The sequence below is a fragment of the Acinetobacter sp. ANC 3929 genome (genome assembly GCF_000369405.1).
Taxonomy (GTDB): domain Bacteria; phylum Pseudomonadota; class Gammaproteobacteria; order Pseudomonadales; family Moraxellaceae; genus Acinetobacter.
Genome location: NZ_KB850000.1, coordinates 825,069 through 840,777, shown reverse-complemented (window position 1 = coordinate 840,777; position 15,709 = coordinate 825,069). Strand labels below are relative to the sequence as shown.

15 protein-coding genes and 1 pseudogene are annotated in these 15,709 nt (G+C 38.4%); 13 read left to right on the top strand and 3 right to left on the bottom strand.

What is annotated here, in order from left to right:
• Positions 1-2: 2 nt before the first annotated feature.
• Together F909_RS04425 and F909_RS04430 are read left to right on the top strand one after the other, a co-directional pair.
• Positions 3-218 carry a hypothetical protein gene (locus F909_RS04425; RefSeq protein WP_004653663.1) on the top strand — a complete coding sequence of 72 codons (216 nt, stop codon included), beginning with the start codon at positions 3-5 and terminating at the stop codon, positions 216-218.
• An 85-nt stretch (positions 219-303) separates the two neighbouring features.
• Complete coding sequence (locus F909_RS04430) at positions 304-900, top strand: hypothetical protein (RefSeq protein WP_005153176.1); 597 nt, start codon at positions 304-306, stop codon at positions 898-900.
• Here F909_RS04430 and F909_RS04435 read toward each other — a convergent pair.
• Positions 851-2,016, bottom strand: a protein-coding gene (locus F909_RS04435; RefSeq protein WP_085940844.1) for an IS3-like element ISAba22 family transposase whose coding sequence is annotated in 2 segments (ribosomal slippage) — positions 851-1,758 and positions 1,758-2,016 — 1,167 coding nt in all. Because the reading frame shifts where the segments join, the coding sequence is not laid out codon by codon here. The two genes, F909_RS04430 and F909_RS04435, sit on opposite strands and share 50 nt — an antisense overlap.
• A gap of 68 nt (positions 2,017-2,084) precedes the next feature.
• Between F909_RS04435 and F909_RS04445 the strand changes: the two are divergent.
• From F909_RS04445 to F909_RS04485, 10 genes and pseudogenes are all read left to right on the top strand, one after another.
• Positions 2,085-2,363: pseudogene (locus tag F909_RS04445) on the top strand (hypothetical protein); the annotation flags it as partial.
• A gap of 98 nt (positions 2,364-2,461) precedes the next feature.
• A complete protein-coding gene (locus F909_RS04450; protein ID WP_005153165.1) occupies positions 2,462-2,815 on the top strand; it encodes a hypothetical protein in 354 nt (117 codons plus the stop codon).
• Positions 2,815-3,879 carry a phage tail fiber protein gene (locus F909_RS04455; protein ID WP_005153164.1) on the top strand — a complete coding sequence of 355 codons (1,065 nt, stop codon included), beginning with the start codon at positions 2,815-2,817 and terminating at the stop codon, positions 3,877-3,879. Before F909_RS04450 ends, F909_RS04455 begins: the two co-directional genes overlap by 1 nt.
• Before the next feature lie 52 nt (positions 3,880-3,931).
• The gene (locus F909_RS04460) at positions 3,932-4,849 is read left to right on the top strand and encodes a phage tail tube protein (RefSeq protein WP_005153162.1); all 918 of its coding nucleotides are present in this window, start codon (positions 3,932-3,934) and stop codon (positions 4,847-4,849) included.
• 71 nt (positions 4,850-4,920) lie between these two features.
• Complete coding sequence (locus F909_RS04465; protein ID WP_005153161.1) at positions 4,921-5,436, top strand: hypothetical protein; 516 nt, start codon at positions 4,921-4,923, stop codon at positions 5,434-5,436.
• Between the two features lie 98 nt (positions 5,437-5,534).
• A complete protein-coding gene (locus F909_RS21310; protein WP_171067323.1) occupies positions 5,535-5,690 on the top strand; it encodes a hypothetical protein in 156 nt (51 codons plus the stop codon).
• 224 nt (positions 5,691-5,914) lie between these two features.
• Positions 5,915-6,289 (top strand): hypothetical protein, encoded by a 375-nt coding sequence (locus F909_RS04470; RefSeq protein WP_005153160.1) that lies wholly within the window; start codon positions 5,915-5,917, stop codon positions 6,287-6,289.
• A gap of 45 nt (positions 6,290-6,334) precedes the next feature.
• Positions 6,335-6,832, top strand: coding sequence for a hypothetical protein (locus tag F909_RS04475; RefSeq protein WP_005153159.1), 498 nt, complete (start codon positions 6,335-6,337; stop codon positions 6,830-6,832).
• 163 nt (positions 6,833-6,995) lie between these two features.
• Entirely contained in the window at positions 6,996-11,486 is a 4,491-nt protein-coding gene (locus F909_RS04480) for a tape measure protein (RefSeq protein WP_005153156.1), read from the top strand.
• Between the two features lie 167 nt (positions 11,487-11,653).
• A complete protein-coding gene (locus F909_RS04485; protein ID WP_005153154.1) occupies positions 11,654-12,034 on the top strand; it encodes a hypothetical protein in 381 nt (126 codons plus the stop codon).
• A 29-nt stretch (positions 12,035-12,063) separates the two neighbouring features.
• On the opposite strand, the gene F909_RS04490 is transcribed toward F909_RS04485, so the two are convergent.
• Positions 12,064-13,229, bottom strand: a protein-coding gene (locus F909_RS04490; protein ID WP_085940844.1) for an IS3-like element ISAba22 family transposase whose coding sequence is annotated in 2 segments (ribosomal slippage) — positions 12,064-12,971 and positions 12,971-13,229 — 1,167 coding nt in all. Because the reading frame shifts where the segments join, the coding sequence is not laid out codon by codon here.
• A gap of 413 nt (positions 13,230-13,642) precedes the next feature.
• Here F909_RS04490 and F909_RS0120360 point away from each other — a divergent pair.
• Complete coding sequence (locus tag F909_RS0120360) at positions 13,643-14,080, top strand: hypothetical protein (RefSeq protein WP_005153150.1); 438 nt, start codon at positions 13,643-13,645, stop codon at positions 14,078-14,080.
• 346 nt (positions 14,081-14,426) lie between these two features.
• Here the strand turns inward: F909_RS0120360 and F909_RS04500 are convergent.
• A protein-coding gene (locus F909_RS04500) for an IS3-like element ISAba22 family transposase (RefSeq protein WP_085940844.1) occupies positions 14,427-15,592 on the bottom strand; the annotation gives its coding sequence in 2 pieces (ribosomal slippage) (positions 14,427-15,334 and positions 15,334-15,592; 1,167 coding nt in all).
• Positions 15,593-15,709 lie beyond the last annotated feature (117 nt).

Sequence of the window (15,709 nt, the reverse complement as noted above, 5' to 3'; positions counted from 1 at the left end):
CAATGTTAAAGGTATCAATTGCCGAATGTTGTTCGCGAAAGGAAGAGCTTGAAAAGGCTTTGACCAATCAGATTGCTGAATTAGTCAATAAGTTTGAAATTGAGACAGGGGTAAATATTCGTGATATTTACCTGAACTTTACTGATGTGTCTGAGATCGATCGACCAGATAAGTATGTATTTACCAGTGTTACGATTAGAACGCTGGAATCTGATTGACTTTTCAATATGTGAATATTGAATTCAGATCCACTTTTCTTCTTAATAAGTAGTCCAAGCAGTAGATAATTATTTAGAGGGTAAAGTGGATCTTTCATTTATTGAGAAATTTAAAATTATTATTGATATTGTTACAAATAAACAAAATCAGAGAGCTGGAGAGGATATCTTTACTAGATATTTTCAATTTTTAAAAGAGATTAAAGAAATTGAAGGTAATTCTGATATTCAGGACGATGATAAACTTGTACTAAAAAATTTGAGAGTGGGTGCTCTTACGGGTGCAGGGAATGCTAGTTATGAGGATTTTTTGCTGTTTAAGAAATTGTTTTCAAATGATAAATTGATATTAAATTACTGGTCATTTGTAAGAAATAGAATTGTTTTTAAAGTGGATAGTTCAACTCATAAAATCAACATTAAAACATGGCCTTACTTTGGTATTCATTTTTTTTATTTAAGTTTTATTTTCTTGTTTTTAATAATATTTGTATCGTTGGGGTTGTTGATTTTTCAACAATTAACATCAATTGATGGAGAGCTTTCATTAAGTTTAACTATTGCATTGTCTTTGGTAGGTTTAATGATGATGATATACGCTGAATTATCAGGAGACTTTCCCTTGGGAGATTCTAGGCAGCCAACTTATAAAAGTCTTCGGCCATTTGATTTGGTGTCTTAAAACCCAAACCCTTTTGAATTCTTCGATGATTATAAAATAACTCAATGTATTTTATAATATCTGCTTTGGCTTCTTCTCTAGTTTGATAGTTGTAATGATGAACTAACTCATTTTTCAATATTCCCCAAAAGCTTTCAATCGGTGCATTATCGTAACAGTCTCCGCGCTTGCTCATTGAACCTTGAAAACCATATTGCTCAAGTATATTTCGATATTCATGGCTGCAATATTGACTTCCTCTGTCTGAATGCACAATCAGTTCTTTGGTTGGTTTTTGATTGTGAATAGCCATATTTAGCGCATTACAAACAAGCTGTGTTGTCATGCGCTCATTTAAGCTATAGCCAACCACTTGCTTCGTGTAAAGGTCTTTTACCGCTGCTAAATACAGCCATCCTTCAACAGTCCATATGTACGTAATATCACTTGACCATGCTTGATTTGGTCTAGTCATTGAGAATTGTTGCTCCAGCAGGTTTTCATAGATCGCTCGATTATGGTCACTATTCGTAGTCCTTTTAAAACGCTTGTGTCGCTTACAATACAGGTGGTTCAGCGCTTTTATCTGACGTACAGCGTACATACTCATTTTTATACCCTGAGCTTGTAAGTATTTGGTTAATCGAATATAACCATAGCTCTGCCTTGTCTCCTCATGGGCTATTTTCACCAATATCGTCTGTTGATTTCGTTGAATCGTTCTTTTGCTCACGCCTCTCTTGAGCCAATCATAAAAACATGAAACTGAAACATGAAGTAATCGAGCCATTAAGGTAATTGGAAAAGAATATCTTTTTTGTTTCATATAGGCGTACCTTACTGACTTTCTTTGGCAAAGTACGCTGCTGCCTTTTTTAAAAATTCACGTTCCATTTCAGCTATTTTGAGCTGTTGTTTGAGTTTTTTATTTTCTTCGAGTAGAGCGTTTAGATCAGGTGAATACTGTTTTGTACCTGCTAAAGTTCCAGCCTTTGCTTTGGTATTCCAATTTGAAAGAGTTTGCATTGAAATGCTAAGTTGTCTAGCTGTTTCCGAGACATTGCCTTGATTGGCTTCAATTAATTTGATGGCTTCAGCTTTAAATTCTGTGGTGTAAGTCTTGTGTTTCTTGCTCATGGTAAACTCCTGATGAGTGTGTTTAGTTTACCAAGTTAAAACCTCCTGTTTTTTCAGCACACATCAATGGCTTATGGTGCCGTTTAAGCATTATGGGAGGAACTAGTATTATTTCTGGTGTTGCTGATCAGCCATGCACACGGCGTACAGGGAATATCATGATTCAATGCTTTGCTCGGCCGCGTACTGGAGAGAAAGCGATTACAGAGCTCAGCGATGCATTACTCGCTCATTTCGAGTATTTCAATGTGGATCACTTGGAGTGTCTACAGGGGCAATCGATCAATGCTGGTAAAGATAGGGATTTCATCCAGTACAATGTATCGATCGGCTATAAAGTGAATTGAGCAAATCAGAATTAGATTTATTGAGTGGTCGCTTAAGGGCGATTTTAATTTTAACTACCACCTCATGGGTGGTTTTTTTATGTCTATAGGAATCACTTATGAGCAATTTTGTTTTTAAGCGCGGTGACACCTTCAACATGAATTTGCAGCTTGTTGATATGGACGAGGCTTTGCAATTTCCGTCAGATGATGTTCGCCGTGCAATTAACTTGACTGGATATGTTTTTAGCTCGCAAGTTAAAACGCTAAATACTGGTGAGGCAGTAGCTGCTTTAACTTGCGCTGCATTGAATCAGACGAACCAAAAAGGTTGGTTAAATGTGAAATCGAGTGCAAGTACAAGCACATGGCCACTTGGTTTGGTTCAGATGGATCTAAAAGCCGTGGTCGGTGGAGTGACTCAACATTCTGAGACTTTGACGTTTCAAGTAATTGATGGAGTGACATCTTAATGGCTAATCTTGTTTTTAAATTTAACTGGGAGCATCGACCATATCCCTATAATGCGGTTCAAGGAAAGCAACAGTTTATGTTGCCCTTTGCCTCAGGTATTCCAAATTTGACGCCAGATATTTCTCAGGTACAAGGCGCAGGAACAGCTGCAAGAAGGAATATTGGTACAGGACCGTTTGAAGTATTTGAATTACTTGCAACAGGTTTAGGAGGGTATGGTTATGGTACGAAAGTCCCAGCCTTATATGATGCCTTAGAGTCGATTCCGGGTGTTTGCGGATTTTTTGCATGCACTGGGGCTGGATGGCCAGCACCATTTTCCCAGTTTGGAAATGTTATCTCATCCGCTAGAGGTGGAAGTGATTCACTTTTAATTTTTCCTTATGCTGCAGGCGCTCGACCAAATGTGATGGGAGTACGAACAAAATACTCTACCTTTACTGTTGATCAAACAATTTATACAAGCGCAAATCCAATTGTTGCAAATACAATTAATAATGCTTCAAGCGGTAAACTTGTTACTGTTGAGCCATCGGGTGAACTACGTTCAAAAGGATTTACCGTAGATTCAAATGGGGTATTTAAAGCAGCTTCACCCATTGCACGATTGTTTGCCGATTCACTGGAGCTGAATGATGATGCAGCCAAGCAATCCATTACCTTCGAAAAGTTAAATATAGGAGACTATTTAATCCAAGGTTCTTTGGGCTTTGCTCATGAAGGCTGGTACATCGAAATGCCTAAGGATGCCAATGGTAATGTCATTGTTGCCGTAGCTTATGAGCAGTTAGAAAATGGTGACATTTCGGTAAAAACCTATAAGAAAAAGTTTGATATCGAAACTGCATCGATCGTACCTGATTATTCAAAGCCGATTGATATTCCAGAAACACGCTGGATTGATATTCGCTTACATGAAGAGCCTGAACCTGTATCAGATGCTGAATTTGAATCACCTTTAGGTGACCTTCCGACCGAGTTCCAGCCAACTAACTTATCACAGGCAGTGGCCGCTGCATTGGAAGGTGTAGATCCTCCCGAAATCAACGAAGAATCAATTTAACAACCCGCATAAACAGTGGGTTTTTTAATGCCTAAAATTTGGAGAACAATAAATGAGTTCAGGCGCAAAAATCCGATTATATGCTTGTGAAAAGGCAGTGCTCGGTACAACTCCAGCGAACCCAGTCTGGTATACAGTCCGCCGTGTAACAGATGGATTATCTGAAAATATTTCGACAGAACAAAGTAATGAGGTTGTAGATTCTCGCTTCCGCCAGGGTGCAGCCGAAACAGAAGCCGAGGTTACTGGACAATTAGAGTTTGAATTATCACTAGGTACCTTTGACTTATTCTTGAGTGTTTTGGCTTTCAATAACTGGGCTGCAAATGGAATCAGTTTCGGTGGTGGTGTTCGTAAATCTCTAACATTAGTAAAAGTCTTTGAGGATGTTGGTCAAGTCTTCATCTATCGTGGTGTGCAGGTCAATACTGGTGAAATCACCATTCAGACCACAGGCAAGATCACTGGTAACTTTGGTCTGGTTGGTAGTTCATTTACCCGTCAGCAAGTTAATCCAGTGGTAAATCCAGTTGCAGCATCAAGCCGTCCAGTAGTCAGCATGCCAAATGTTGAAAAGTTACTGATTAATGGCCTGTCTATTCAAGGCAAAGCTTGTCTGCAGTCACTCACCATTACCTTTAATAATAATCTTGAGGCGATTCGTTGTATTGGATCTGGTAAATACACGCCTGAGTTTTATTTAGAGAAAATGATGGATATTGATGTAAGTGCGAATTTCATGTTCTCAGCCACATCAGCAGCTTGGATTGATGCAATCAAATCCCGTGATGTATTCACCTTGGGATTTGATATCACTGACAGCAAAGGAAGTAAATATTCTTTGAATTTCCCACAGCTCGAAGTCATGGAAGCTAATCATCCTGACGGCGGTGGTGATGACATCATCACGGTAGACATCAACTTTGCCCAGGTACGTACTAGCCCAACCATTGTGCGTGCGCTAGTGTAATTCAAAACATTCAAATATAGAGCCTATGCAGTGTCATGGGCTTTTTTATTTCCTAAATTGCAGAGGTCCTTATGGCGTTAAAAGTCGGTATCGTAAAAAGTTCAGAAGTTTCTAAATGGTGTCAGTTCAAAAATACTGCAGGTGAAGTTCAGGCAGAGTTTAAGATTCGAGGAATTGCTTATAAACCCTTTCAAGTTGCCATGGAACGTGCTGGGAATCAGATCACATCTAAAGGCTATGATGTTATGTCCATAGATTCCGCTGACAAGCTTTATCATGAGTTATTAATGGATGCTTGTGCAGCTCATCTAATCGAGGACTGGAAAGGAGTGGTGTTTGCCGAAGTCGTTAACGATAAAACTGTAGAGACTGATATGCCATATACAGCCGAGAATGCATCAAAGCTATTTAACCTTGGTGACATCGGCATTTCCCTCTGGCTATTCATTAAAACTGAAGCTCAAAAGATCCAAGAAGATGCCGATAAGGATAAGGCCGTTATTCTGGGAAAGTCATTGTGCTCTACAAATACCAAAAAACCTACGCGACAAAAACGCCGCACGAAATCGAACAGATCAAATTCTTAGGTGGCCATATTCCTGAGCCTCCAGAATATTCATATGCCGCTGAATCTATATTGCTAGCATTCAGAACGATTGCCAGATCCAGACGATATGAGCAGGGTATGCCACTATCGATAGATCAGCAAGCCATCAACGTTTATGCCGAACATAATGATGTGCCTGTTGGTCCACATATCTTTAACGATTGCATCTTTGCTTTAGATGATTTGTTTCTTGAAGAAGCTTATAAAAGAGCAAGCCCAAGAATCAGCAAATAAATTTACCATTTGGTAAAAAAGTGGAATTTTTATGATACTTTAGACTAATTTTTCAAGGGGTTGGAAATGATGAATATGATAAAATTTTTGAAAAGCTTTAATACCGTGGGATTTTATTTAACGCTTGCGAGCCTTCTGCTAGCCACGCTTATTTTGTATTTCTACTTTATTAATCCTTAACTCTAATGATCAGTTCTTAATTGCCTCCTTAGGGAGGTTTTTTAATGACTTCAATTCAACCATTTGATAAATTACCTCCAAACATGGGGGTGTTTATGAATAAAATATTAATAATTTGCATAACAGTATTAATAGCTGGCTGTAATCAGCAATTTAACTTTGGAGAAAGAGTAGCAAAAAAACATTTAGCTGAAGCTAATAGAAAAATTGAATACTTTTTAGTCGTTTTGGATGATCCATTGGCTGACAAGGATGATCAGGAATATATTCTTTGCTTTGACTATCCAAAAATTTATAAGTATGAGTTTGTGCCTGCAATGCTAAAGCTTTCAGATGATGAACCAAAAGAAAAACTAATTGATGAATTTAAAAATACGACTGAGTATTACACTCAGAAGTTAAAAATTGTTTGTGAGTAGTATTTAAAAAAGTTAAGTATCGTCATTGAATTTTTAGGGGTAACTGTGAAGTTTATTTTAGTATTCAGCTTTTTAATAAGTCTAATTGGTTGTGCATCTATTCAGAATAATCAAAATGATGATTCTGCAGAGGTACTGGGCACATTGGATTTGTTTCTAATGAAGTACAAACTTATTGACAGTAATTTCAAATTATATAATTTGAAAGACTACTTAACAGATCCGTTATATCTTAGAGAGATTAATAGTTTCTATTATGATCTTCCAAAAGATATCAGTACTGGCCATAGCTTTGATTCGGTAGATTTTAGTCGGAATCATTTTTATGTACGGCATTCAATTGATACAGAAAAATATAAAGGGCCGATAAGCATGACTAATCGTCCATTATTAAAAAAAATTCTTCTTGAGCAGGAATGCAAAGGTTTGTTTGCTAGCAGTAAAGCAATAAAAAAGAATGGTGGCATAGGTATTACGCAGACTTATTATTTTGTTAAAGAAAATTATAGGGTAGTAGTGGATATGAACACATCGGAATGTTAAACAAACGCTTTCTATGTAAACACATTAAACAATAACCTGCCAATAGCGGGTTTTTTAATTCCATATATTTCTAGATTTTAATTAAAAATTAAAATGAACTAATTTCACACCAAGAATTTATTGCGCCTTTAGGCGCTTTTTTATTGCCTAAAGGAAAGTTGACATGACCCAAGAATCCCGCCTAGTCATCGTGATTGACTCAAAAAATGCTGAACGCAATGCCAAAGCTTTGGCTGATGAAATGTCTAAAATTACTGAGCGAGGTGATTCAGCATCACAATCTACAAAAGACATGGGCAAACAGTTTTCTGTTACCAATAACATAGTTCAAAACTTTAATACCAATGTGAACAATGCCAATTCATCAGTACAAAAAACGGTTGAAGTAACCAAGCAGGCGACTCAACAAAATCAGCAATTCACACAGGAAATTAAAAACACCTCACAAGAATTCGAAAAGCAGGAAAAAGCAATTGGTTCCTATGGGAATTCGATCAAATCATTAGCCGTTTTTATGCTTGGGATGGTGGCTGTGAGTGATGCAGTTTCAAGAGCCGATGGCTTTACACAAATGGCGGCTCGTATTCGTAATGCAACCGATAGTGCTGAAGAATATGACCTTGTACAAGGGCGTTTATTCGAATCAACTAAAAGTACTTATCGCGCTTTGAATGAAGCACAAGAAGTTTACCTCGGACTTGCCGGTGGTATGAAGGCCTTAGGTTATCAAACCAAAGATACACTTGATGTTTCAGATTCACTTTCTTTTTCATTCGTTGCCAATGCCGCACGTGCTGATCAAGCTCAATCTGCAATTGATGCTTTTTCTAAATCCATGGCTAAAGGCAAAATTGATGCAGACGCATGGATTTCAATTGTATCTGCTGCGGATAATGTCATTGCGGATATGGCAAAAACTACAGGGAAATCAGAAGTTGAAATTCGACAACTTGGTGCAACAGGTAAGATTTCTTTAGAGGATCTCATCAAGACGTTAAAAGCGACCAGAGACTCAAATAAAGATCTTGCAGATGCAATGGAAAACAGCCTTGCTGATGGTCTCACCACACTCTCAAATGCCGTAACTAAGTATGTTGGTGAAATGAACATGGCAATGGGTGTAACGAATAATGCTGCAGGTGTGTTGGGTGTATTTGCTGACAATATTGATATTGTCATGAATGCGGCAATGGCGGGTGGTCTTGCCTATTTAACCAAGACAATTATTGCAAAAACCGTTGCGACTGATAGCGGTATGATATCTACACTCGCAAATCGACAAGCCTCAATAACCAATGCCCAAGCACAATTAGCCGAAGCTACTGCAACAGTAAATGCAGCTAAAGCACATTTAGCGAACGTACAAGCGACGAATGCAGCAACGCAAGCCAAGTATGGTGCAACAGCAGCTGCAACTCGATATGCCCAAGCACAAGCTGCTGTAACCGCGGCTACGAATGCACAAACAGCAGCACAAGGGAGACTTGCTGCGACATCGATGAGCGTTGGTAAGTTGGCAAGTGGTGCATTTGCTTTGATTGGTGGACCAATTGGTGCGATCACTTTAGGTGTTGCTGGATTAACAGCTGCTTATTCGTATTTCAAGAATAAAGCGGATGAGGCAAATAAAATACTTGCTGAGCAGGCTGAGGTTGCCAACAGAACTACCGAAGAACTCAAAAGCTTACAAGGTGCTGCAAAAACCAAAGCCATTGATGACTTAACAATCGCTTTTAAAGCACAGAGTGATGAGTTAAAGAAAACTGAACAAGGTGTTGGATCTGCGTTAATTGAGATACAGAATTATGCCCATGGGAATGTAGAAGTTACTCGGATCTCAAATCAGGCACGTTTAGGTACCATCAGCTATAAAGAGGCTGTAGAGCAATTAGCAGCTGTGAAATTGCCGCCTACTTTAAGAGATGCTCTTAAAGAACAGATAGACAAATATAATGAGGCCTATGAGATAGCCAACAAAACCAAAACGGCAGTCAAATTATTTGGTATAGAAGTCCAGTTGACAGGTAACAAGGCTCAAAATGCTGCAATTGAACAGCAGAAACATACCAATGCGATCAATGAAACCAAGAAAGCTGCGGACGAAGCTGTTCAATCTCTTAGAAAAATGTATGACGATAAATTGTGGGATGTGCAATTTATCGAATCATTGATGAAGAAAGGTTTTAGTGAATCTAAAGCAAATGATTTACTGAAACTTTATAAAGAGTCAATTTCAAAAGGGCTTAAGGAAATTGATAAAGAAGCCCTTAACACTCAAGTAAAGACGTGGAAAGCAGAGGATTCAATCAAGTCTATAACAGACAAAAGAACTGAATCATTACGCCAGCAAAATAAGGAGCTAAAACAGCAGGAATCTATTACCAAGCGATTAGTCGGTGTTTCTGGGAATTCAGGTATTGGAACAGGGGCACATCTTGATGTTCGGTATGGTGGTTCAATGTCAGGTCAAAAGGTCAGTAATGAACACCTAGCCCGATTAAAGGCCGCGGATAAACCACTATCCTCCTATAGAGTCAGCTCAGATTATGGACCACGGAAAGCCCCAACTAAAGGGGCTTCTTCTTTTCATAAGGGAATTGATTTTGCAATGCCAGTTGGGACACCAATCACAACCAACGTGGCTGTGAAGGATGTCAAAACGGCTTATGATCCCAAAGGTGGAGGGTATTACAGCACGGTAACTTTTGAGGATGGTGTGGTTCTAAAACTTCTGCACCAATCGCCAAGCATGCAAACTAAGGTGAAAGGTGGCTCAAGTAATGGAAGTGATAAGGCAGGAGTTGATATTCAATCACAGCTTGACCGTCAACTGGATGCTCAACGTTCACTAGAAAATGAAGTGGCCAATGAAGTTCAGCGAATCAAGAATAACTTAACTGTTCGACTAGAGGATGTTGATAAGGCTGGGTTCACTTCAGAACGTTCAACTGAGATCAAAGCTGAATTACAACACCGAGCAGACAATGATATAGCGATCGCTCAACAGGCTTTACGCACCAAACTTGATGATTACAAGGATTTTCAAAAAACTGAGGAGCAGCTATTAAACGAAAGCTTTGCCCGTAAAAAGTTCAATGCCGCCCATGACATTGAATTAAGCAAGGCTGAGCAGAAACAGGCTGTTGAATTACTGGAACAACAATATCAGCAAGAGTTGGGATTGTTGAAGTTGGCACAAGAGCAGCGCTTGTTCCAAGCTAAATTAGCCTTGTTGTCAGAAACTGAGGCTATGCAAGAACGATATCGGCTTGAACGAGAGGAGATCCAGAAGAATACTAAACTCAGTAATGATGAGCGCCAGAAAATGATTTCGTTCTCCAAAGCCAATCAAGAAAAGGAGATCCGCGACAAGATCGTTGGTGCAATCCAGAACTGGGGCGGCATTCAGGCTGATATGAATGGTAGCAGCGATTTCTATAGACAGGATCAGGATCGTTTTAGCCGACTTGGGGCTGCTCAGGATCTATTTGATAGCAAATCAGCTGCAGTTGATTACAACGAGCAAGGCGGTTTGGATGCGATTAAAGCTCAGATGAATCAGCAGCTAATTAGTCAGCAGGAGTTTGAGGATCAGAAAACCGCAATCATGCAGGCCGCACAGGAACAGCGGAAAATTATAGCTGATGAATATGCTCAAAATGCTAAGGCCATTGAGGACCAATATCAGCAAGATCGTTTAAATACTCAGATCCTGCTCGGTCAGCAGATGATGGGATCTGTAACATCGATGTTCGGTTCAATGTTTGGTGAGCAATCCAAAGCCTATAAAGTAATGTTTGCTGCTGACAAAGCTTATGCAATTGCTGCTTCGGGTATAGCGATTCAACAGGGTATATCGAAGGCGATGGCTTTAGGCTGGCCCGCTAACATTGGGGTTATGGCTCAAGTCATTGCACAAGGTGCCAGCATTATCAGCAATATCCGTGCAATCAAAGATCAAGGCTTTGCTGACGGTGGTTATACAGGACCTGGGCGTAAATACGATGTGGCTGGATCTGTACATAAAGGTGAGATCGTATGGTCACAGAATGATATTAAACGATGGGGCGGTGTCAATTTAGTTGAGAGTATGCGTAAGAGTGGGAACCCTGAATCATTCCTCAATAACAACGTCTCAGCGTACAATGTTATGCGCCGTGCAATGATGAGCTCGAATGCATTTATGGAAAGCCAGAAAAAATCTGATATCTTCAATCAACCAGAAGATGACCAGATTATCTACAAGGCTAATCAAACTGCAGTAACTCCTAAGATCTCTACAGGTTCTGATCTGTACCATGATGGAAAAGTTTATTTTTCACCGAATGGGCTGGTTCAGGATCGATCTAATCTTGAGGATGTCTATGATTTCACTCTTGGTAGATCTGCACAACCTCAAGCTGAGGCTATAGCTTCAGTTCAACCAACAGCACCTACCATCAACTTTAAAATTGAAGTGGTGAATCAGGTAAAAGGTGTAGCGGTCGAAGCAGAGCAACTGGATGAGAATACTGTCCGTCTTATCGTTAAAGATGAGTTGGATAAAAAATTGCCACGTGAGGTACCGAAGATCGTTAGTGATCAGATTAAGGAACCTAATTCGCCGATCAGTCGGGCTATTTCAACCAATACGACTGCACGGCGAAACCGTTAACGAGGCGAAGCCACCTCAAGAGGTGGCTCCCATAATAATTTTCATAAGTTAAATGATTGACAAAATTTTTAGCGAAATTAGTAAAAGAATAATTCTGGCTCATAGAGCATCAAAAATGAATTTGGTAAACTTTTTTGAAGGAAAGTTAAGTTAAAAAGGAGTCAGCCTTGTATTCAATTACTGATGAGTACTACGCGATAAGTGTCGAAGCAGCTTTACGCTATGGATTTAAAAGAATTACTAAGGGCAATTACCCATTTTACCGAAATGAATGTTTCGTTCGCAATGGGAAGATATGGATACATGACTTGGATGAACTAATGGAGCATATAGGCATAACTTCCATTGATGATGTAAGACTCAACAAATACAGTTTACGTGACTTTTTTAGATTTGATGCTGAGTTGCAGAATATAGCATATTTGCGTGAAAACTATGAGTGGGAAAACTTGCGCTTTCAAATGATGGAAGAGGAAAGAGAGTATCTTGAAAGAAACCATTGTAATTTTGATGAAATGAGCGAATACGATCAAGATGATATACGCTGAATTATCAGGAGACTTTCCCTTGGGAGATTCTAGGCAGCCAACTTATAAAAGTCTTCGGCCATTTGATTTGGTGTCTTAAAACCCAAACCCTTTTGAATTCTTCGATGATTATAAAATAACTCAATGTATTTTATAATATCTGCTTTGGCTTCTTCTCTAGTTTGATAGTTGTAATGATGAACTAACTCATTTTTCAATATTCCCCAAAAGCTTTCAATCGGTGCATTATCGTAACAGTCTCCGCGCTTGCTCATTGAACCTTGAAAACCATATTGCTCAAGTATATTTCGATATTCATGGCTGCAATATTGACTTCCTCTGTCTGAATGCACAATCAGTTCTTTGGTTGGTTTTTGATTGTGAATAGCCATATTTAGCGCATTACAAACAAGCTGTGTTGTCATGCGCTCATTTAAGCTATAGCCAACCACTTGCTTCGTGTAAAGGTCTTTTACCGCTGCTAAATACAGCCATCCTTCAACAGTCCATATGTACGTAATATCACTTGACCATGCTTGATTTGGTCTAGTCATTGAGAATTGTTGCTCCAGCAGGTTTTCATAGATCGCTCGATTATGGTCACTATTCGTAGTCCTTTTAAAACGCTTGTGTCGCTTACAATACAGGTGGTTCAGCGCTTTTATCTGACGTACAGCGTACATACTCATTTTTATACCCTGAGCTTGTAAGTATTTGGTTAATCGAATATAACCATAGCTCTGCCTTGTCTCCTCATGGGCTATTTTCACCAATATCGTCTGTTGATTTCGTTGAATCGTTCTTTTGCTCACGCCTCTCTTGAGCCAATCATAAAAACATGAAACTGAAACATGAAGTAATCGAGCCATTAAGGTAATTGGAAAAGAATATCTTTTTTGTTTCATATAGGCGTACCTTACTGACTTTCTTTGGCAAAGTACGCTGCTGCCTTTTTTAAAAATTCACGTTCCATTTCAGCTATTTTGAGCTGTTGTTTGAGTTTTTTATTTTCTTCGAGTAGAGCGTTTAGATCAGGTGAATACTGTTTTGTACCTGCTAAAGTTCCAGCCTTTGCTTTGGTATTCCAATTTGAAAGAGTTTGCATTGAAATGCTAAGTTGTCTAGCTGTTTCCGAGACATTGCCTTGATTGGCTTCAATTAATTTGATGGCTTCAGCTTTAAATTCTGTGGTGTAAGTCTTGTGTTTCTTGCTCATGGTAAACTCCTGATGAGTGTGTTTAGTTTACCAAGTTAAAACCTCCTGTTTTTTCAGCACACATCAAGAGTACTTGCGAGAATGCTATAGAGACAAACATTAAAGCCCCCGAGAGGCTCTTTTTGTTTCTACACGGTTGGTGGAAAAATATGTTTTGCAATAGATAAAGGACTGAAACGCAATGGGGGGAGTGATGTAGTATTAAAGTACTTTAAGTCATTTTATTTATAGATTTGGTATAAACCATTTGTTAAATTGTGTTAACAAAATAACAAATGGTTTTTTTAATGAAAAAATTAATTATTAGTTTGATGCTTGGATTTACTTGTATCAGCGCAAATGCTGCTTCTGAGTCTCAAGACAAACAAAAAGTTTTTAATATTGTTAAGGAATATTAAAAATTAGTTTCATGTATGAATTCTTTTGAGAAAAACCCGGAGAACAATAAACCTACTACAATCAAAGATGTTCATACAGTTGAGTATGATGAAGACTCAAAATCATTTTATGTATTATGGTATGGGGATATGGGATGTTCAGCAGGTTCTGGCACTCTATCTGGTTTTGTTAGTGAGGTAGCTGTTTATGGTGGGGAGTGGAAGCCTTATACAATCCAATCTGATAATGCTTTTGGTTCAGACTTAGATCTAAACTTTCGTTTTGTAGAGTCAATCAAGAAAATTAACTCCAATAAGTTTGAAATTATTAGTTGGGACTATGCTGATGACAAGCATGGCGGAAGAGATGGTGGAAATAATTTCCCAGCAAATAAATTTAAATATGTTGTAGAACGGGTGAAGTGGAGTCCTTGGAAGATATCTCAAAAAACACTAATCAAGCAAAATAAGTGACTAATATGATGACTATCTAGAAAAGTGCCTTAGGGCGCTTTGCTTTTATTAAAAATAATACCTTGTAAATCCGATAAGTGACAATTCCTATTTTTTCCTCTAAGAGTAAGATAAAAAAACAAAAATGATAAACATGGTGCCTTCATGAAATCAAAAAAAATATTTATTAGTTTTGTTCTTCTTACTTTTATTAGTACTTTCTCAAATTCCAGTCCTTCAAAGTCACCAATGGAGGCAGTGAATAAATGTTATCTTAACCAAGCAGGCTTTTATTATGACTATATTGGTCATCAAGACACTACATTGATATACGCTGAATTATCAGGAGACTTTCCCTTGGGAGATTCTAGGCAGCCAACTTATAAAAGTCTTCGGCCATTTGATTTGGTGTCTTAAAACCCAAACCCTTTTGAATTCTTCGATGATTATAAAATAACTCAATGTATTTTATAATATCTGCTTTGGCTTCTTCTCTAGTTTGATAGTTGTAATGATGAACTAACTCATTTTTCAATATTCCCCAAAAGCTTTCAATCGGTGCATTATCGTAACAGTCTCCGCGCTTGCTCATTGAACCTTGAAAACCATATTGCTCAAGTATATTTCGATATTCATGGCTGCAATATTGACTTCCTCTGTCTGAATGCACAATCAGTTCTTTGGTTGGTTTTTGATTGTGAATAGCCATATTTAGCGCATTACAAACAAGCTGTGTTGTCATGCGCTCATTTAAGCTATAGCCAACCACTTGCTTCGTGTAAAGGTCTTTTACCGCTGCTAAATACAGCCATCCTTCAACAGTCCATATGTACGTAATATCACTTGACCATGCTTGATTTGGTCTAGTCATTGAGAATTGTTGCTCCAGCAGGTTTTCATAGATCGCTCGATTATGGTCACTATTCGTAGTCCTTTTAAAACGCTTGTGTCGCTTACAATACAGGTGGTTCAGCGCTTTTATCTGACGTACAGCGTACATACTCATTTTTATACCCTGAGCTTGTAAGTATTTGGTTAATCGAATATAACCATAGCTCTGCCTTGTCTCCTCATGGGCTATTTTCACCAATATCGTCTGTTGATTTCGTTGAATCGTTCTTTTGCTCACGCCTCTCTTGAGCCAATCATAAAAACATGAAACTGAAACATGAAGTAATCGAGCCATTAAGGTAATTGGAAAAGAATATCTTTTTTGTTTCATATAGGCGTACCTTACTGACTTTCTTTGGCAAAGTACGCTGCTGCCTTTTTTAAAAATTCACGTTCCATTTCAGCTATTTTGAGCTGTTGTTTGAGTTTTTTATTTTCTTCGAGTAGAGCGTTTAGATCAGGTGAATACTGTTTTGTACCTGCTAAAGTTCCAGCCTTTGCTTTGGTATTCCAATTTGAAAGAGTTTGCATTGAAATGCTAAGTTGTCTAGCTGTTTCCGAGACATTGCCTTGATTGGCTTCAATTAATTTGATGGCTTCAGCTTTAAATTCTGTGGTGTAAGTCTTGTGTTTCTTGCTCATGGTAAACTCCTGATGAGTGTGTTTAGTTTACCAAGTTAAAACCTCCTGTTTTTTCAGCACACATCAGAGCAGGAAAAGAAGAAAGATAAAGACAGTTAGATATCGCAATCTATAAAT

Coding starts and splice junctions, on each gene's coding strand:
- F909_RS04425 (WP_004653663.1), top strand. CDS start 3: ATGTTAAAGGTATCAATTGCCGAATGTTGTTCGCGAAAGGAAGAGCTT.
- F909_RS04450 (WP_005153165.1), top strand. CDS start 2,462: ATGAGCAATTTTGTTTTTAAGCGCGGTGACACCTTCAACATGAATTTG.
- F909_RS04455 (WP_005153164.1), top strand. CDS start 2,815: ATGGCTAATCTTGTTTTTAAATTTAACTGGGAGCATCGACCATATCCC.
- F909_RS04460 (WP_005153162.1), top strand. CDS start 3,932: ATGAGTTCAGGCGCAAAAATCCGATTATATGCTTGTGAAAAGGCAGTG.
- F909_RS04465 (WP_005153161.1), top strand. CDS start 4,921: ATGGCGTTAAAAGTCGGTATCGTAAAAAGTTCAGAAGTTTCTAAATGG.
- F909_RS21310 (WP_171067323.1), top strand. CDS start 5,535: ATGCCACTATCGATAGATCAGCAAGCCATCAACGTTTATGCCGAACAT.
- F909_RS04470 (WP_005153160.1), top strand. CDS start 5,915: ATGACTTCAATTCAACCATTTGATAAATTACCTCCAAACATGGGGGTG.
- F909_RS04480 (WP_005153156.1), top strand. CDS start 6,996: ATGACCCAAGAATCCCGCCTAGTCATCGTGATTGACTCAAAAAATGCT.
- F909_RS0120360 (WP_005153150.1), top strand. CDS start 13,643: ATGAATTCTTTTGAGAAAAACCCGGAGAACAATAAACCTACTACAATC.